Raw genomic sequence first — 16718 nt, 5'->3', positions numbered from 1 at the left:
CGCTGGAGGGATGCCCGAGCAGTACCACCGCCCTGTGCGCCGCCCCACGAGTGCCTTCGACAACATCGTCGGCGCGCACGATCCCGCCGAGGAGACGCGCGTCGCGCATGCCACGGCATCCGCTCTGCTGACCCGTGTCCGCGCGGACGAGAGCGGGGCGAGTGCGGAACGTCTCGTGGCCTTCACCGCCGAGCACGGGATCGACGAGATCGCCGAACTGTGGTCGAAGGCGCCGTCGCGCACGCTGCCCGGCGCACTCTGGCGCCTCTACGTCCTGCAGCTCGCGATCCACGGCGACCCGCAGACCGCCGCACTCCTCTACGACCGGGGGCGCGTCGAACTGCCGTCGGCGGATGCGGTCATCGCGGGAGCGCCGGTGCCGGCGAGTCCGGACGAGCTGGTCGCACTGATCGACACGATCCTGCGGGGCGCGTTCCGCGGCGACTTCGCCGTCGCGCTCGACCGGGCCGCGGCGTTCTGCCGCGTGCAGGCCTCGGGGGCGACCCATGCCGCCGACGATTACGAGCCGACCGAGCCGGCTCGGGCCAGCGAGCTGACCACGCGCGCGCTGCGGCTGAGCAGCTACGGTCAGGATCTGGCCGCGGCCGCTGTGCTGTGGCGGATGGATGCTCTCGCCTGAGGTGACGGAAAGGCTGCCCGGACATGAAAAGACCGGGCCGCAAGAACGCCTCTCGGCGGAAGGCCGCTCAAAGCGGCAAAAATTGGAGCCCGGGGTTATGCGGCCCGGCCATTCAATTGTAACGCGATGAGGCGGTGGGTATTCCCGCCATCTAGGCTCGGATCATGACAGGGCGCTTTGCACTCATGATCGATCCCGTCGCCGCCGACGTGCAGCGCAGCGACTTCGCCGACACCTTCACGCAGGTCGACGCTGCGGCCCCCGCGCTCAGCGTCGGGGAGCTGAGCACACAGCGTGGTGACGGCGTGTTCGAGTCGATCGGCGTGGTCGACGGGCATGCGCAGGAGGTCGTGCCCCACTTGGAACGCCTCGCGCATTCGGCCCGGCTGTGCGACCTTCCCGTGCCGAACCTCGCGCAGTGGCGCCAGGCCATCGACCACGCGGCCGCGCAGCTGGGTGCGGGGGAGTCGGTCATCAAGCTCATCCTCAGTCGCGGGGTGGAGCACGGGCCCACGCCGACCGCGTGGGTGACCGCGGCCCCGGCCGCCGACTTCTCGGCCGTACGCGAGAGAGGCGTGCGCGTCGTCACGCTCGACCGCGGGTACGACCTGGGTGCGGCGGAACGTGCCCCGTGGCTGTTGCTGGGCGCGAAGACGCTGTCGTACGCCGTGAACATGGCCGCCCTTCGCGAGGCGCACCGACGCGGCGCGGACGATGCGATCTTCCTCTCGAGCGACGGGTTCGTGCTGGAGGCTCCGACCGCCTCGCTGATCCTCCGCTTCGGTGATCGGTTCGTGACCCCGGCCCCGAACGGCGGCATCCTGCACGGCACGACTCAGCTCAGCGTGTACGAGTATCTCGCCGCGCAGGGGTTCGACGTCGGCTACGACCGCATCCCGGCGACCGACCTCCCTCAAGCCGACGCCGCCTGGCTGGTGTCGAGCGTGCGTCTCGCCGCCGCGATCACGGCCGTCGACGATGTCGCACTTCCGGTCGATCACACGCTGACCGCCGACCTGAACCGCTACCTGCTCTCGCCCCGCGACTGATCCTTCAGGCGCCGGAACGCGAAGAGGCGCCGGAACGAGAAGAGGGCCCGGGAACCGAAGTTCCTGGGCCCTCTTCTCGTGTTCCTCAGCTCACCCGAAGCGTCCGGAAACGTAGTCCTCTGTGGCCTGCACGGAGGGGGTCGTGAAGATCGACGTGGTGTCGTCGTACTCGATCAGCTTGCCGGGCTTGCCGGTGCCGGCGATGTTGAAGAACGCGGTCTTGTCGGACACTCGGCTCGCCTGCTGCATGTTGTGCGTCACGATCACGATCGTGAACTCGTTCTTGAGCTCCCCGATCAGCTCCTCGATCGCATAGGTCGAGATGGGGTCGAGAGCCGAGCACGGCTCGTCCATCAGCAGCACCTGGGGCGACACGGCGATCGCACGGGCGATGCACAGACGCTGCTGCTGACCGCCCGAGAGGCCGGATCCGGGCTTGTCGAGGCGGTCCTTGACCTCGTTCCACAGGTTCGCGCCCGTGAGCGACTTCTCGACGAGGGCGTCCTGGTCGCTCTTCGACATGCGGCTGTTGTTGAGCTTCACACCGGCGAGGACGTTCTCCTTGATCGACATCGTGGGGAAGGGGTTCGGACGCTGGAAGACCATGCCCACCTGGCGGCGGACGAGCACCGGATCGATGCCGGGGCCGTAGAGGTCCTTGCCGTCGAGCAGCACCTCGCCCTCGACGCGGGCGCCGGGGATGACCTCGTGCATGCGGTTGAGGGTGCGCAGGAACGTGGACTTGCCGCAGCCGGAGGGGCCGATGAACGCGGTGACGCTGCGCGGCTGGATGTCGAGGGACACGCCCTCCACGGCGAGGAAGTCGCCGTAGTAGACGTTCAGGTCGTTGACTTCAATGCTCTTGGACACTGCAGTTCCTTGCTTGTCGGGTCGAGGCTCAGCGGCCGGTCTTGGGTGCGAAGATCTTCGCGACGAGCCGCGCGATCAGGTTGAGCAGCATGACGATGATGATGAGCGTCAGGGCGGCGGCCCAGGCCCGTTCCACGTATGCCTCAGCGGGGATGCCCTGGTATGCGTACTGCGAGTACGTGAACACCGGGAGGGTCTGCATGCGTCCGCTGAACAGGTTGTAGTTCATGGCGTCGGTGAATCCGGCCGTGAGCAAGAGCGGCGCGGTCTCGCCGATCACGCGGGAGATGGCGAGCATCACACCCGTCGTGATGCCGGCGATCGAGGTCGGAAGGACCACCTTGACGATGGTGAGCCACTTCGGGACGCCGAGAGCGTACGACGCCTCGCGCAGCTCGTTCGGTACCAGTCGCAGCATCTCCTCGGTGGAGCGCACGACGACCGGGATCATGAGCACGGCCAGAGCGACCGAGCCCGCGATGCCCATGCGCACACCGGGACCGAAGATCAGCGCGAAGACCGCGTAGGCGAACAGACCCGCGACGATCGAGGGGATGCCGGTCATGACGTCGACGAGGAACGTGATGGTGCGCGCCATGCGCCCGCCCTTGCCGTACTCGACGAGGTAGACGGCCGTCATCAGACCGATCGGGATCGAGATGACCGCCGCGGCGAGTGTGACCAGGAGCGTGCCGATGACGGCGTGCAGGGCGCCGCCGCCCTCGCCGAGCACTCCGCGCATCGATGACGAGAAGAAGAGCCCGTCGAAGCGGGCGACTCCGTTGGCGACCACGGTGATCGCGACCGACACCAGCGGCACCATCGCGATCGCGAACGCCGAGGTGACGACGCCGGTGATGAGGCGGTCCAGCGCCTTCCTCGAGCCTTCGATGATGCGCGACATCACGTAGATGAGCACCAGGTAGATGACCGCCCCGAGCACGACGGAGCCGGCGATGTTGAGGTCGGATCCGCTGGCCACTGCCTCGAGTGCGAAGGGCGTGAAGCCGATGAGGAAGGAGAGGGCGAGGAGGGCCCAGGGCGACCAGCGGGGGAGGTGGCCCGAGCTGAGCGACAGTTGGGAAGGAGCGGCGCTCGCCGTGCGAGCCGATTCAGGGGCGGTAACGGTCATGTCAGTTCGCTCCCGAGAATTCCTTGCGGCGGTTCACGAACCAGCGTGCGAGAGCGTTCACCGCGAACGTCACGACGAACAGGATCAGACCGGTCGCGATGAGGATGTTGATGTTGACCTGGTACGCCTCGGGGAACGTCAGCGCGATGTTGGCTGCAATCGTGGAGGGGTTCGTGGAGGTGAGCAGCTCGAACGTGACGGCCTTGCTCACCGAGAGCACCATCGCGACGGCCATGGTCTCACCGAGCGCGCGGCCGAGGCCGAGCATGGAGGCGGAGACGATGCCGGAGCGGCCGAAGGGCAGCACGGCCATGCGCACCATCTCCCATCGGGTGGCGCCGAGGGCGAGAGCGGCTTCCTCATGCAGTCGAGGCGTCTGCAGGAAGATCTCGCGGCAGATGGCCGTGATGATCGGTACGACCATGACCGCCAGCACCATGGCAGCGGTGAGGATCGTGCGGCCGGTGGGGGAGACGACGCCGCTGAAGAGCGGGATCCAGGAGGCGTTCGTGTTCAGCCAGACGTAGATGGGCTGCACGGCCGGGGCCAGGACGAGGATGCCCCAGAGGCCGAAGACGACCGAGGGGACGGCGGCGAGCAGGTCGACCACGTAGCCCAGGCCCTGAGCGAGTCGTCGCGGGGCGTAGTGCGTGATGAAGAGGGCGACGCCGAGGGAGAGCGGCACGGCCAGCAGGAGGGCCAGGAAGGCCGCCCAGACGGTGCCGAAGAGGAGGGGGCCGACGTAGTCCCAGAAACTCGTCTTGAGGAGCGAGGCGTCCTCAGCGGTCGCGGTGAAGGCCGGGATCGACTGAACGATGAGGAAGATCGCGACCGCGGCCAGCGTGATCATGATCATGGAACCGGCGGCGACCGCCGTTCCGGAGAACCAGAGGTCACCGGCGCGCTTCTTCGCGACGATGCGCGTCGACGCCGGCGAGGTCGTGGCTGTCATGGGAGCTGCTTCCTGCTCAGTGGAGATCGGGTGTCTGACGCGAGCAGACGGTCCCCGGGATGCCGTGAGGCATCCCGGAGACCGTCACTGGCTCACTTGATGAGGTCGATCGCAGCCTGGGCCTGCGTGCGCAGGTCGTCCGAGATCGGCGCGCTGCCCGCGTTGGTCGCGGCGGCGTCCTGGCCCTCGGCGCTGATCGCGGTGGTGAAGAACGCCTTGGTCAGTGCCGCGACGTTCTCGTCCTCGTACTCGGCGCAGCCGATGAGGTAGCTGACGAGGAGCACGGGGTACGCGCCGTCAGCGGTGGTGGTGCGGTCGATCGCGAAGGCGAGGTCGCCGTCGGTGCGGCCTTCCTCGATCTTCGATGCGTCGAGCGTCGCGGCGGCGCCCTCGGCCGAGTGCGGCACGAACTTGTCGCCGACCTTCACGTTGACAGCCGAGAAGTCGGCGGCCTGCGAGGAGTCGATGTAGCCGATGAGGCCCTGTCCGCCCTTGACGGCGTTGGCGACACCCGAGGTCTTCTCGGCGGACTCGCCGGCGAGGTCGGCCGGCCACTCCTCGACGCTGCCTGCGGTCCACACGTCACCCGCGGTCTGTGCGAGGTAGTCGGTGAAGTTGCCCGTGGTGCCCGACTTGTCGGAGCGGTGCACCGGCGTGATGGCGAGGTCGGGAAGCTTCGCGTCGGGGTTGTCCTCGGCGATCGCCGGGTCGTTCCAGTTGGTGATCTTGCCGGCGAAGATCGACGCGATCGTCTCGGGGGCGAGGTTCAGCTCGTCCACGCCGTCGAGCGAGAAGACGATAGCGATCGGGGAGATGTAGGCCGGGATCTCGATGATGTCCGAGCCGTCGACGCACGCGCCGAAGCCGCCGGCCGAGATCTCGTCCGTCTTGAACGCACGGTCGGAACCGGCGAAGTTGACCGCACCCTGCTGGAAGGACTCGCGGCCACCGCCCGAGCCCTGCGGGTCGTACTCGACCTGGGCGTCGGGGTTGGTCTTCTGGAACTCGGCGGTCCACGCCTGGATGGCGACCTGCTGCGAGGAAGCGCCCGCGCCGACCAGGGAGCCGCTGACGGCGGAAGTGTTGGAGGTGGGCTCGTCGGTGGAGCCGGTGCCGCCTTCGTTCGCGGCGCAGCCGGCGAGGGCGAGAGCGGCGACGGCGCCGATGGCGCCGATTCGTGCGATTCGGGAGATCTTCACTGTGGATCCTTCGATCTGGAATGGGTGGGGCCCGGTGCAGGGCACACAGTGACGCTATGGGCGACGGTTAACGAGACTCTCCCGAGCAGGTGAACGGCAGGTGAACGACGGGCGACTCTCTGGGGTGCTCCCGCGAGAAATCAAGGGCCGTCAGACTTTAGGGATATGCGTCTCGATCGCGATGATCCCGGATCCGGGGTTCGTGGCCGAGAGATGCACGACCGAGAACGCGGCAGGCTCGAGGTCTGCTGCGCTGCTGAGGTAGGACCCCTGGATGGTGCCGGTGGCCAACGCGATCTCCGAGAGCAGGCCGGGAAGCACCGGACCGTGGCTGCACAGCACGGCCGGCTTGCCGGCGCGGATGCGGCGGCCGACGACCGCGCGCAGGTCGGACTCGCCGTCCTCCCAGGCGTCCTGGCTGATCTTCTCGGTCTTCGCCGGCTTGCGATCGAGCGCGCGAGAGAGCGGGGTGATCGTCTCGACGCAGCGCACCGCGTCACTGGTCACGATCCGACGCACGCCGAACGCGCGCAACGGTCCGACGATGGACTTCGCCTGCGTGCGCCCGCGCTCGGTGAGTGGTCGCGAGGCATCCGAACCGTCCCACTCCGAACGAGGCGTGGCCTTCGCATGACGCAGCGCGATCACCGGGAAGGTGCGCAGCACGCCGTCGTCGACGAGGTTGGAGAAGAAGTCGAGGATCTCCAGGTCGACGGGGTAGCTCAGGCGTGCGCGCGCCTTCTTCACACTGACCCACTCCAGCGCGGCGATCTCGCGGTTGGGGACGAACGTCGATTCCCGGATCGCCGCGTCCGTCGCCTCCGCAGCCCAGTAGTGCACGACCTTCTGCTTCTGCGAGGCGAGGTGGTACCGGCTCACGCCGACCGACACCCCGAGAGAGACGCGGATGCCGGTCTCCTCGTGCACCTCGCGCACGGCCGTCTCGGCGAGCATCTCACCGGGATCGACCTTGCCCTTCGGGAGGGTGATGTCGCGGTACTTGGTGCGGTGGATCAGCAGGATGCGAAGTTTGCCGTCGACCAGGCGCCACACGACGGCCCCCGCCGCGTACACGGCCTTGTCCGTCCACTTCGAGCTCGTCGCCGTGTCGGCCGGGAGCTGCAGCTGTCGCGCAGTCATCGAACCGCCCGTGCGCGACGGCGCCGCTGGATCAACCCCATGGTCTTATCCTGCAGGTCGATGAGGGGCTTGCCCTCCGCATCGACGGCGTGGCGTTCCCAGACGCCGCCGGCGCCGAGGTGCCACGAGGTCGTTCCGGCGTCCATCGCCAGGTCGAAGAACGTCTCGAGCTCCTTGAGGTGGGCGGGGTCAGTCACGCGCACCAGAGCCTCGACGCGGCGGTCGAGGTTGCGGTGCATCATGTCGGCGCTGCCGATGTACACCTGCGGGTCGCCGGCGTTCTCGAACGCGAAGATGCGCGAGTGCTCCAGGTAGCGCCCCAGGATGCTGCGCACCGTGATGTTGTCGCTGATGCCGTCGAGGTCGGTGCGGAGGCTGCAGATGCCGCGCACCCAGACGTCGACCTTCACTCCCGCGGCGCTCGCGCGGTAGAGCGCATCGATGATCTCTTCATCGACCATCGAGTTCACCTTGATGCGGATGTGCGCGGGAATCCCGGCCTCGGCGTTCTTCCGCTCGGCGTCGATCTGGCGGATCAGCCCCTTGCGCAGATGCAGCGGCGCCACCAGGAGGCGCTTGAACTTCTTCTCGATCGCGTAGCCGCTGAGCTCGTTGAAGAGTCGCGTCAGGTCCTTGCCGACCTGCGCATCCGCGGTGAACAGTCCGAAGTCCTCGTAGATGCGGCTGGTCTTCGGGTTGTAGTTGCCGGTGCCCACGTGAGAGTAGTGACGCAGCATCCCATCTTCCTCGCGGATCACGAGCGCGAGCTTGCAGTGCGTCTTGAGCCCGACGAGCCCGTAGACCACGTGCACGCCGGCCTTCTCGAGCTTGCGCGCCCAGACGATGTTGTTCGCCTCGTCGAAGCGGGCCTTCACCTCGACGAGGGCCAGCACCTGCTTGCCCGCTTCTGCCGCGTCGATGAGGGCCTGCACGACGGGGCTGTCGCCGGAGGTGCGGTAGAGCGTCTGCTTGATGGCGAGCACGTGCGGATCGCGGGCGGCCTGCTCGAGGAACGCCTGCACGCTCGTGGTGAACGACTCGTACGGGTGGTGCACCAGCACGTCCGACTTGCGGATCGCCTTGAAGATGTCGGCGCGGGCGCTCGATCCCGCGGGCTGGAACGCCACCGCCGTGGTGGGCAGATGCGGCGGATAGCGCAGGTCGGGTCGGTCGATGCGCGAGAGATCGAACAGACCGCGCAGGTCGAGCGGCCCGGGGAGGCGGTAGACCTCGAGGTCGGTGATGTCGAGCTCGCGGACCAGCAGGTCCATCGTGACGTCATCCATATCGTCGGTGATCTCGAGACGGATGGGCGGGCCGAACCTCCTGCGCAGGAGCTCGGCCTCGAGCGCCTGGATGAGGTTCTCGCTCTCGTCCTCCTCGATCTCCACATCCTCGTTGCGGGTGAGGCGGAACGCGTGGTGGTCGAGCACCTCCATGCCGGGGAACAGATCGCCCAGGTGGTTGGCGATGAGCTCTTCCAGACGCAGGAAGCGCTTGATCTCGCCGCCTCCTGGCACCTCGACGAAGCGCGGAAGCATGGGCGGCACCTTGAGGCGCGCGAACTCCTGGCGCCCCGTGCGGGCGTTGCGGATGCGGATCGCCAGGTTCAGCGAGAGACCCGAGATGTAGGGGAACGGATGGGCGGGATCGACCGCGAGCGGCATCAACACCGGGAAGACCTGGGCCCCGAAGTACTCCGACAGTGCCGCGCGCTCGCCATCGGTGAGTTCGGACCACTCGGTGATCTCCACTCCGGATTCGGCGAGGGCGGGTCGCACCAGCGATGTCCAGGCGTCGGCATGACGCAGCTGCAGGGCGTGCGCCTCGCGAGAGATGTCGGCGAGGGCGTCGACGGGGGAGCGGCCGATGTTGGTGGGCACGGCCAGACCGGTCATGATGCGGCGCTTGAGTCCGGCGACGCGCACCATGAAGAACTCGTCGAGATTGCTCGCGAAGATCGCCAGGAAGTTGGCGCGTTCGAGTTCGGGGAGCGACGGATCCTCTGCCAGCTCGAGCACGCGCTGGTTGAAGGCGAGCCAGCTGAGCTCGCGATCCAGGTAGCGGTGGTCCGGGAGCTGGGAGTCGTAGGACTCGATGGCGTCGAAGTCGTCGTCTTCGGCGTCACCCAGCCCGGCGTCGGCGAGTGCGGGATCGATCATGGGGTACATCTAAGCACCGAGAGGTGACGCGCGTGTGAACGGAGTCGATCGTCAGACCACGCTCGCGAGGCTCTCGTCCTCGTTGACGTTGAAGCGGTAGCCGACGTTTCGCACCGTGCCGATGATCTGCTCCTGGTCGCCGAGCTTCGCCCTGAGCCGTCGCACGTGCACGTCGACGGTGCGGGTGCCTCCGAAGTAGTCGTAGCCCCACACCTCGCTCAGCAGCTGTTCGCGGGTGAACACGCGAGCGGGGTGGGTTGCCAGGAAATGCAGCAGCTGGAACTCCTTGTAGGTGAGATCCAGAGGCCTGCCGCGCAACTTCGCCGAGTAGGACTGCTCGTCGATCGTGACGCCGGATGCCTGCACGCGTGCGGGCTCGGCGACCTCGTCGCGTCGAGCCAGCGCGAGACGCAGCCGGGCATCGATCTCGGCAGGACCGGCTGTGGCGAGCAGGACGTCGTCGATTCCCCAGTCTCCCGAGAGCGCGCTCATCCCGCCTTCCGTGACGACGAGCAGCAGTGGCGCATCCTGCCCTGCGGTCCGCAGCAGGCGGCACAGCGACTTCGCGGCGACGAGATCGTGGCGGCCGTCGACGATCACGACGTCGTGGTCCGGGGCGTTGACCAGCTGCGACGTCTCTGCGGGGATCTGGCGCGTGCGGTGGCTCAGCAGCTCGAGCGCGGGGAGCACTTGCTCGGAGAGCGGAGCGTTGGTCAGAACCAGCACCTGGGCCACGCGCACTCCTCACAGACGCGGATCGACGTCGTGCCGCCATGATACCGGGAGCGATGCGCAACAATGGAGACATGACGGATCCCGCACTCGCACCACGCAATGCGTTCGTCGGTGTGCTCGTCGTCTGGGCCACGGCCTTCCTCGCCACCGTCGCCATCGGCATCTTCGTGCCGGAGGAATGGCGTGTGCCCTGGCTGCTCGTCGGGTTCGGAGGCGTCGTCCTGCTGTCCTTCGCGGTGCAGCTCTGGTACGGGCGCACCCAGGGCTTCATCTTCCGCGTCTCCGGAAGCGTCATCGGGGCTCTGCTGCTGATGGGCATCATCTCGGTCGGTTTCGGCCTCGCGGCGCTGATCCCCTCCTGACACCGGCGCGGCGCGGTAAGGTGGAGCACATGGACCTCATGGCGCTCGAAATCTTCTTCATCGGCCTGCTGGGCCTTGCGAGCCTCGCTATCGTCTTCGTCTCGGCAGTGGTGCTGCGCAACCTCTTCCGCGGCCAGCGCTGACGCGATAATGCTCGAACTGCCCGTCGACCTTCCGGCCGATATCGTTCCCTTCGCATGGCTTATCGGCGTCTGGGAGGGCACCGGCGTCATCGACTACCCGGTCGGGGATGAGCGCCTGCAGGGCGAGTTCACCCACCGGATCAGCTTCAGCCACGATGGCGGACCGTTCCTGAACTACTCCAGCACGGCCACCTTCCTCACGGAGGACGGCACTCCCGCCGCGGCGCTCCTCGCCGAGACGGGCTTCTGGCGACTCGCGCGCCCGGCGACGGCCGCAGATCCCGGCCCCGCGCTGCTTCCCCCCACCGCGCCCGTGCACACGCGCACGGTCGACGACGTGGAAGAGCTGCGTGCACCGAGCGGCGGGTTCCCCATCGAGGTCTCGCTCGCGCACGCCGACGGCGCTCTCGAGCTCTACCTCGGCGAGATCAACGGTCCGCGCATCGACATCGGCTCCGACGCCGTCGTGCGCAGCGCCGGTGCGAAGGTGCACACCGCATCGTCGCGCATGTACGGCCTCGTCGACGGACATCTGCTGTGGGCGTGGGACATCGCCGCGCTCGGAACCCCGCTGCGCTCGCACGCGTCGGCGCGCCTGGCCAAGGTCTGACGTGTCCGGCTTCAGCCAGATCGACGGCGTCGTGTCCGACGGCGACGTGATCGTGCACTTCGGGGACGCCTTCCGCGAGCAGCGACTTCTCGCCGGTGGTTCGGCCTTCGCACCGCTCGGCGACCGCACCGTGATCGAGGTGGCGGGCCCTGAGCGGTTGACCTGGCTCGATTCGATCACGTCGCAGGCCGTGGGGCGTCTCGCCCCCGGCGACAGCACAGAGCTCCTCGTGCTCGATCCGCAGGGCCGCGTCGAGCACGCGGCCGGTGTGCTCGACGACGGCGCATCCACGTGGCTCATCGTCGACGCCGACGACGCCGATGCGCTCGCCGCCTGGCTGACGCGCATGAAGTTCCGCACCCAGGCCACGGTCGACATCCGACCCGACCTCGTGCTGGTCGGTTATGTCGAGGGCGGCTCCGTCGCGTCGGCGGTGACCGCTGCCGCGTCAGCTCCGAACGGCACCGCCCTCGTCTGGGCCGACCCGTGGCAGCGGATCAGCGTCGGAGGACACCAGTACTCCGAGGTCGCCGAGCACCCCGCCGCCGACTTCGCCTGGCGCGTCGCGATCCTCGAGGAGGAGGCGGCTGACGCCCTCGCCGCATCCATCGATCGGGAGTCGCTCGCGGGCCTCCTCGCCGCGGAGGCGCTGCGCGTGGCCGCCTGGCGCCCGCGGTGGAAGACAGAGGTCGACGAGCGCTCGCTGCCGCACGAGTCCGACTGGATCCGCAGCGCGGTGCACCTGAACAAGGGCTGCTACCGCGGGCAGGAGACCGTCGCGAAGGTGCACAACCTCGGCCACCCGCCCCGTCGTCTGGCCGCCCTCCACCTCGATGGCAGCGATGCGGTGCTGCCCGAGCCGGGCGCGCCGGTGTTCGCCGGCGACGACGAGGTCGGGCACCTGACCTCGGTGGCGCGTCATCACGAAGACGGTCCGATCGCACTCGCGATCCTCTCTCGGCGCGCACCTATCGGCGATCTCGTGGTTCGCGCCGATGGCATCGACATCGCCGCCTCTCAGCAGGTGATCGTCCCGGCGGATGCGGGTGCGACGGCGGATATCCCGCGCCTCACGCGGCTGTCGCGACGGCCCACGGCTCCCGACCCTCGCGGTTCCGGCGTCGAGCTCTGACCCGCCCTCGGCGGCAGGACGACTCAGTCCGCGAGCGGAGAGACTGCGGCCCACGGCAGCGTGAGCTCGCCCAGACGCCAACGCGTGCGTCCGCCGAGGATCGGCCAGCCCTGCGCGCGGAGAGCGGATACGGCGGCGAGGAAACGCTGCGTGGCTCCGAAGGTCGACAGGGGCGCCGCGCGGTCCCACTCGCGGTCGAGGTCGACGAGCAGCCCGTGGATGCGTTCTCCGGCGACGTTGCGGTGGATCAGCGCCTTCGGCAATCGCTCGGCGACGATGCTCGGGCGCTCGAGGTCGGCGAGCCGCAGGGAGATCGTGAAACGCAGCGGTGAGCCATGTGCATCGACGTCGACCCAGCTCGAGACACGGCCGATCTCATCACAGGTGCCCTCGAAGAGCAGCCCGTCCGGCGCCAGGCGTGAGGCCATGCGGGACCACGCATCGGGAACGTCCTGCTCGTCGTACTGCCGCAGAACGTTCATGGCACGGATGACCGCGGCCCGGCGTCCGCCGGGAAGCGGAACCTCGAAGCCGCCGCGCCCGAACGAGACCGGGAGGTCCGGGGCGAAGGTCGTCCGCCCCGCGCGCACCTCGGCGAGCTGGGCGTCGGCCGTCGCGACGCGCCCCGGATCGATCTCCAGACCGCGCACCTCGACGTCATCGCGCACCCGGACGAGGCGCGTCGCGAGCTCGAACGCGGTCACGCCGCTGGCTCCGTAGCCGAGATCGACGACCAGCGGATCGGATGCTCGGCGCAGGGCGTCGCTCGCGGCGATCCAGCGATCGTTGCGTCGCAGCCGGTTGGTCCCCGTGGTGCCGCGGGTCGGCCGACCGAGGGGAGATGACGCCATGTCTCCATCCTCCCAGCATCCGACTCGGGCTTCGGCTCCGGGCGGATAAACTGGCCGCATGACTGCGACGCGCACCCTCATCCTGCTCCGCCACGGCCGGAGCGAGTGGAACGAACTGAACCTGTTCACCGGTTGGGTGGACGTCCGCCTCAACGCGCAGGGCGAGAAGGAGGCGCGCCGCGGCGGCGAGCTGCTGGCCGAGTCCGGCATCCTCCCCGACGTGCTGCACACCTCGTTGCTCAGCCGTGCGATCCAGACGGCGAACATCGCCCTCGATGCCGCCGACCGTCTGTGGATTCCCGTGACCCGCTCGTGGCGGCTCAACGAGCGTCACTACGGTGCGCTCCAGGGCAAGGACAAGGCGCAGACGCTCGAGGAGTTCGGCCCCGAGCAGTTCCAGCTGTGGCGCCGCTCGTTCGACGTGCCGCCGCCCGTGCTCGACGACGAGAGCGAGTTCAGCCAGGTGAACGACGTCCGCTATGCGGGCATCGACGGCGAGGTGCCGCGCACCGAGTCGCTCAAGCTCGTCATCGACCGTCTGCTGCCGTACTGGGAGAGCGCGATCGTCCCCGACCTCGAGGCCGGGAAGACCGTGCTCGTCACGGCGCACGGCAACTCGCTGCGTGGCCTGGTGAAGCACCTCGAAGGCATCAGCGACGACGACATCGCCGAGCTGAACATCCCCACCGGCATCCCGCTGGTCTACGAGCTGGACGAGAACAACGTTTCCACCGGCCCAGGACGCTACCTCGACCCGGAGGCTGCGGCCGCCGGTGCCGCCGCGGTCGCGGCCCAGGGCAAGAAGTAGGAGCCCTCTGCTCCTCATGCAGAAGCCCCCGATGCGAAGGCATCCGGGGGCTTCTGCATTGCCGTGGGTGCGATCAGGCGTGGCCGAACTCCTGCTGGCCGAGCTCCTGCTGCTCGACGGCGAGGGGGATGTCCTCCTCGTCGACCGCCCAGTCACCGGTGGCGAGATAGACGACCTTCTTCGCGACGGCGACCGCGTGGTCGGCGAAGCGCTCGTGGTAGCGGCTGGCGAGCGTGGCGTCGACGGTCGCCGTCGCCTCCCCCTTCCAGTTGTCGCTGAGCACCTTCTCGAAGACGGTGGCGTGCAGTTCGTCGACATCGTCGTCCGCGTTGCGGATGGCGTCGGCGAAGCGCAGATCCTGGGTGCGCAGCAGCTCGGAGAGCGTGCGGGCCACCTCGACGTCGAGCTCGCCCATCTTCACGAAGGTGCCCTTGAGGCCCTTCGGGATGGCGCGCTCGGGGAAGCGGAGGCGGGCGAGCTGGGCGATGTGCTCCGACATGTCCCCCATGCGCTCGAGCGAGGCGCTCACGCGCAGAGCGGTCACGACGATGCGCAGATCGCGCGCGACGGGCTGCTGGCGGGCGAGGATCTCGATCGCCTGCTCATCGAGGGCGACGGCCAGCTCGTCGATCTTGGCGTCGTCGGCGATGACCTCCTCGGCCAGTGCCACATCGCTCGTGGCGAATGCCCTGGTGGCCTTGTCGATCGAGACCGTGACGAGGTCGGCGATCTCGACGAGGCGGTTCTGAAGGTCCTCGAGGGACTGGTGGAAGACTTCGCGCATGTTGGGGCGCAACCTTTCATTCGGATCTCGGCTGTGTCAGCGCGAGACGGCGGGTCGTCCGCACGAGAGCAGGTCTGTGCTCCCGCACAAGCCCGAAGCGATTGTCTGCTTCGAAGGTTAACGAACGGTGCCCAGCACGTGAATAGTACTTCTCCTGTTCCCGCCAGGGCGCGGAAACCCGCCGGACGGACGGTGAACGCACTCTACGCTTATGTCATGACCTTGCCGCAGCTCGCGCTGTCTTCGCTCGCCATCGGGCTGGTGATCGGCGTCGGCCTCTCCCTGCTCGTGGTGTGGGCGTACCGGGCGCGGGCCCGCGTGCAGGAGGAGACATCGCTGGCGATTCCCGCCGGCATCACCGATGTCCTGCACAGCATGGACGATGCCGCGGCGATCGTCGACACCTCCGGTCTGGTACTCGCCTCCTCGCAGGCGGCGACCCGGTTCGGGATCGATGTCGGCTCGACGCTCGACAACCCGGAACTGCGCCAGCTCGTGCGCGGTGTCAGGGAGGCCGGCGGTACCGCCACCGAGTCGATGCGCCTCACCCGAGGGGGTCTGAGCCTCGACCCCCGCCTGGTCTCGGCCCGTGCCAGCGTGATCGGCACGCGTCTGGTGCTGCTGATCATCCGCGACGTGACGGAGCAGGAGCGGCTCGATCAGATGCGTCGTGACTTCGTGGCGAATACGAGCCACGAGCTGAAGACGCCCGTCGGCGCGGTGAGCCTCCTCGCCGAGGCCATCGAGTCCGCGGCCGACGATCCCGCGCAGGTGCGCATCTTCGCCGCGCGCATCTCCGCAGAGGCGGGGCGGCTCGGACAGCTCACCGGACGCATCATGAGCCTGTCCCGGCTCCAAGCCGAGGACGGTCTGACCAAGGTCGGCCCGGTCGCGATCGACGAGGTGATCGCCTCCTCGATCGAGGCTCACGTCGTGCAGGCCGATTCCGCAGAGGTCGAGCTCACCAGGGGAGGGGACCGCGGCGTCTTCGTGCGCGGCGACGCCCAGATCCTGATCGAGGCGGTCGGAAACCTGATCGCCAATGCGATCGTCTATTCGCCCCGCGGCTCCCGCGTCGGAGTCGGCGTCCGGGCGGAGGACGGCGTGGTCGAGATCGCGGTGTCCGACCAGGGGATCGGCATCGCAGAAGCCGATCGCGAGCGCATCTTCGAGCGGTTCTACCGGGCCGACGAGGCCCGTTCCCGGCGCACGGGCGGGACCGGGCTCGGGCTCTCCATCGTCAAGCACGCCACCCAGCGGCACGGCGGCGAGGTGCGGCTGTGGTCGCGTCCGGGCCGCGGATCCACGTTCACGATCCGTCTTCCCCGGATCGACGCCCCCGACAACCTCGACGCGGGCAAGAAGAGCAAGAAGAAGCGCGCGCGCAAAGCGGCCAAGTCCGCCGCATCCGCGCGCGTTCGAAACGGAGAGAGAGCATGACCCGAATCCTTCTCGTCGAAGACGAGCCCGACCTCGCCGACCCGCTCGCGTACCTGCTCCGGCGTGAGGGCTACGAGGTGGAGATCGCGGAGGACGGCCCCGGAGCGCTCGCGGCCTTCCGGGAGCGCGGGGCCGACATCGTGCTGCTCGACCTGATGCTTCCCGGAATGCCGGGAACAGAGGTGTGCCGGCAGATCCGGTCGACCTCCGCCGTTCCCATCATCATGCTCACGGCCAAGGACTCCGAGGTCGACATCGTGGTGGGCCTCGAACTCGGAGCAGACGACTACATCACGAAGCCATACTCGTCCAGGGAGCTGCTCGCCCGCATGCGTGCCGTGCTGCGCCGGGTCGTGCAGGCGGACAGCGAGCTCGACGAGCGCGTGCTCGACGGCGGACGGGTCTCGCTCGACATCGATCGGCACACCGTCTCCGTGGCCGGAGCCCAGATCAACATGCCGCTGAAGGAGTTCGAGCTGCTCGAGGTGCTGATGCGCAACTCCGGGCGCGTCCTGACCCGCGGCCAGCTCATCGACCGGGTCTGGGGGAGCGACTACTTCGGCGACACCAAGACGCTCGACGTGCACATCAAACGGATCCGCTCGCGCATCGAGGAGAACCCGAGCGAGCCGGTCATGCTCGTCACCGTGCGCGGTCTGGGATACCGCTTCGAAGGCTGATCTCCCGACGGGACGGAGAGCCCGTCGAG

17 protein-coding genes are annotated in these 16718 nt (G+C 68.4%); 8 read left to right on the top strand and 9 right to left on the bottom strand.

Going from position 1 to position 16718, the window contains the following annotated elements; translation table 11 throughout:
• The first annotated feature begins 10 nt into the window (after positions 1-10).
• Both D514_RS24735 and D514_RS24730 read left to right on the top strand, forming a co-directional pair.
• Positions 11-640: a hypothetical protein gene (locus D514_RS24735; protein WP_017828975.1), complete on the top strand. Its 630-nt coding sequence runs from the start codon at positions 11-13 to the stop codon at positions 638-640.
• 164 nt (positions 641-804) lie between these two features.
• Entirely contained in the window at positions 805-1689 is an 885-nt protein-coding gene (locus D514_RS24730) for an aminodeoxychorismate lyase (RefSeq protein ID WP_031205567.1), read from the top strand.
• Between the two features lie 90 nt (positions 1690-1779).
• Here the strand turns inward: D514_RS24730 and pstB are convergent, their stop codons facing one another.
• The 7 genes from pstB to D514_RS24695 all read right to left on the bottom strand — a co-directional run bounded on the left by pstB (position 1780) and on the right by D514_RS24695 (position 9879).
• Complete coding sequence (gene pstB, locus D514_RS24725; protein ID WP_017828973.1) at positions 1780-2559, bottom strand: phosphate ABC transporter ATP-binding protein PstB; 780 nt, start codon at positions 2557-2559, stop codon at positions 1780-1782.
• Between the two features lie 28 nt (positions 2560-2587).
• Positions 2588-3691, bottom strand: a complete 1104-nt coding sequence (gene pstA / locus D514_RS24720) for a phosphate ABC transporter permease PstA (RefSeq protein WP_017828972.1) — start codon at positions 3689-3691, stop codon at positions 2588-2590.
• 1 nt (position 3692) lies between these two features.
• On the bottom strand, positions 3693-4643 hold the full coding sequence (pstC, locus tag D514_RS24715) for a phosphate ABC transporter permease subunit PstC (RefSeq protein WP_017828971.1): 951 nt from the start codon (positions 4641-4643) through the stop codon (positions 3693-3695).
• Between the two features lie 92 nt (positions 4644-4735).
• Positions 4736-5842 (bottom strand): phosphate ABC transporter substrate-binding protein PstS, encoded by a 1107-nt coding sequence (gene pstS / locus D514_RS24710; protein ID WP_017828970.1) that lies wholly within the window; start codon positions 5840-5842, stop codon positions 4736-4738.
• Positions 5843-5992: 150 nt separating this feature from the next.
• A complete protein-coding gene (locus D514_RS24705) occupies positions 5993-6982 on the bottom strand; it encodes an NUDIX hydrolase (RefSeq protein ID WP_017828969.1) in 990 nt (329 codons plus the stop codon).
• On the bottom strand, positions 6979-9144 hold the full coding sequence (locus D514_RS24700) for an RNA degradosome polyphosphate kinase (RefSeq protein ID WP_017828968.1): 2166 nt from the start codon (positions 9142-9144) through the stop codon (positions 6979-6981). Before D514_RS24700 ends, D514_RS24705 begins: the two co-directional genes overlap by 4 nt.
• 51 nt (positions 9145-9195) lie before the next feature.
• On the bottom strand, positions 9196-9879 hold the full coding sequence (locus tag D514_RS24695) for a response regulator transcription factor (RefSeq protein WP_017828967.1): 684 nt from the start codon (positions 9877-9879) through the stop codon (positions 9196-9198).
• A 71-nt stretch (positions 9880-9950) separates the two neighbouring features.
• Between D514_RS24695 and D514_RS24690 the strand changes: the two genes are divergently transcribed.
• The 3 genes from D514_RS24690 to D514_RS24675 all read left to right on the top strand — a co-directional run bounded on the left by D514_RS24690 (position 9951) and on the right by D514_RS24675 (position 12126).
• Positions 9951-10241: a hypothetical protein gene (locus D514_RS24690; protein WP_017828966.1), complete on the top strand. Its 291-nt coding sequence runs from the start codon at positions 9951-9953 to the stop codon at positions 10239-10241.
• 150 nt (positions 10242-10391) lie between these two features.
• Positions 10392-10994 carry an FABP family protein gene (locus D514_RS24680; protein WP_017828965.1) on the top strand — a complete coding sequence of 201 codons (603 nt, stop codon included), beginning with the start codon at positions 10392-10394 and terminating at the stop codon, positions 10992-10994.
• Position 10995: 1 nt separating this feature from the next.
• Complete coding sequence (locus tag D514_RS24675; RefSeq protein ID WP_017828964.1) at positions 10996-12126, top strand: folate-binding protein YgfZ; 1131 nt, start codon at positions 10996-10998, stop codon at positions 12124-12126.
• A gap of 23 nt (positions 12127-12149) precedes the next feature.
• Here the strand turns inward: D514_RS24675 and D514_RS24670 are convergent, their stop codons facing one another.
• On the bottom strand, positions 12150-12977 hold the full coding sequence (locus D514_RS24670) for a class I SAM-dependent methyltransferase (protein WP_017828963.1): 828 nt from the start codon (positions 12975-12977) through the stop codon (positions 12150-12152).
• Between the two features lie 58 nt (positions 12978-13035).
• Here D514_RS24670 and D514_RS24665 point away from each other — a divergent pair, with 58 nt between their 5' ends.
• Positions 13036-13785: a phosphoglyceromutase gene (locus tag D514_RS24665; protein WP_017828962.1), complete on the top strand. Its 750-nt coding sequence runs from the start codon at positions 13036-13038 to the stop codon at positions 13783-13785.
• 73 nt (positions 13786-13858) lie between these two features.
• Here the strand turns inward: D514_RS24665 and phoU are convergent, their stop codons facing one another.
• Entirely contained in the window at positions 13859-14569 is a 711-nt protein-coding gene (gene phoU / locus D514_RS24660; RefSeq protein ID WP_017828961.1) for a phosphate signaling complex protein PhoU, read from the bottom strand.
• A 216-nt stretch (positions 14570-14785) separates the two neighbouring features.
• Here phoU and D514_RS24655 point away from each other — a divergent pair, with 216 nt between their 5' ends.
• Together D514_RS24655 and D514_RS24650 are read left to right on the top strand one after the other, a co-directional pair.
• A complete protein-coding gene (locus tag D514_RS24655) occupies positions 14786-16009 on the top strand; it encodes a cell wall metabolism sensor histidine kinase WalK (protein WP_031205564.1) in 1224 nt (407 codons plus the stop codon).
• Positions 16006-16689: a response regulator transcription factor gene (locus tag D514_RS24650; RefSeq protein ID WP_017828959.1), complete on the top strand. Its 684-nt coding sequence runs from the start codon at positions 16006-16008 to the stop codon at positions 16687-16689. The genes D514_RS24655 and D514_RS24650 overlap by 4 nt, the downstream gene beginning before the upstream one ends.
• Positions 16690-16718 lie beyond the last annotated feature (29 nt).

Origin of the sequence: Microbacterium sp. UCD-TDU (assembly GCF_000340625.1) — a bacterium.
Taxonomy (GTDB): domain Bacteria; phylum Actinomycetota; class Actinomycetes; order Actinomycetales; family Microbacteriaceae; genus Microbacterium; species Microbacterium maritypicum.
This window is presented reverse-complemented; position numbering and strand designations above follow the sequence as displayed.

Bases quoted from the DNA above. Each gene is read 5' to 3' on its own strand.
- D514_RS24735 (WP_017828975.1), top strand. From the start codon at position 11: ATGCCCGAGCAGTACCACCGCCCTGTGCGCCGCCCCACGAGTGCCTTC.
- D514_RS24730 (WP_031205567.1), top strand. From the start codon at position 805: ATGACAGGGCGCTTTGCACTCATGATCGATCCCGTCGCCGCCGACGTG.
- pstA (WP_017828972.1), bottom strand. From the start codon at position 3,691: ATGACCGTTACCGCCCCTGAATCGGCTCGCACGGCGAGCGCCGCTCCT.
- pstC (WP_017828971.1), bottom strand. From the start codon at position 4,643: ATGACAGCCACGACCTCGCCGGCGTCGACGCGCATCGTCGCGAAGAAG.
- D514_RS24705 (WP_017828969.1), bottom strand. From the start codon at position 6,982: ATGACTGCGCGACAGCTGCAGCTCCCGGCCGACACGGCGACGAGCTCG.
- D514_RS24700 (WP_017828968.1), bottom strand. From the start codon at position 9,144: ATGATCGATCCCGCACTCGCCGACGCCGGGCTGGGTGACGCCGAAGAC.
- D514_RS24690 (WP_017828966.1), top strand. From the start codon at position 9,951: ATGACGGATCCCGCACTCGCACCACGCAATGCGTTCGTCGGTGTGCTC.
- D514_RS24680 (WP_017828965.1), top strand. From the start codon at position 10,392: ATGCTCGAACTGCCCGTCGACCTTCCGGCCGATATCGTTCCCTTCGCA.
- D514_RS24670 (WP_017828963.1), bottom strand. From the start codon at position 12,977: ATGGCGTCATCTCCCCTCGGTCGGCCGACCCGCGGCACCACGGGGACC.
- D514_RS24665 (WP_017828962.1), top strand. From the start codon at position 13,036: ATGACTGCGACGCGCACCCTCATCCTGCTCCGCCACGGCCGGAGCGAG.
- phoU (WP_017828961.1), bottom strand. From the start codon at position 14,569: ATGCGCGAAGTCTTCCACCAGTCCCTCGAGGACCTTCAGAACCGCCTC.
- D514_RS24655 (WP_031205564.1), top strand. From the start codon at position 14,786: ATGACCTTGCCGCAGCTCGCGCTGTCTTCGCTCGCCATCGGGCTGGTG.
- D514_RS24650 (WP_017828959.1), top strand. From the start codon at position 16,006: ATGACCCGAATCCTTCTCGTCGAAGACGAGCCCGACCTCGCCGACCCG.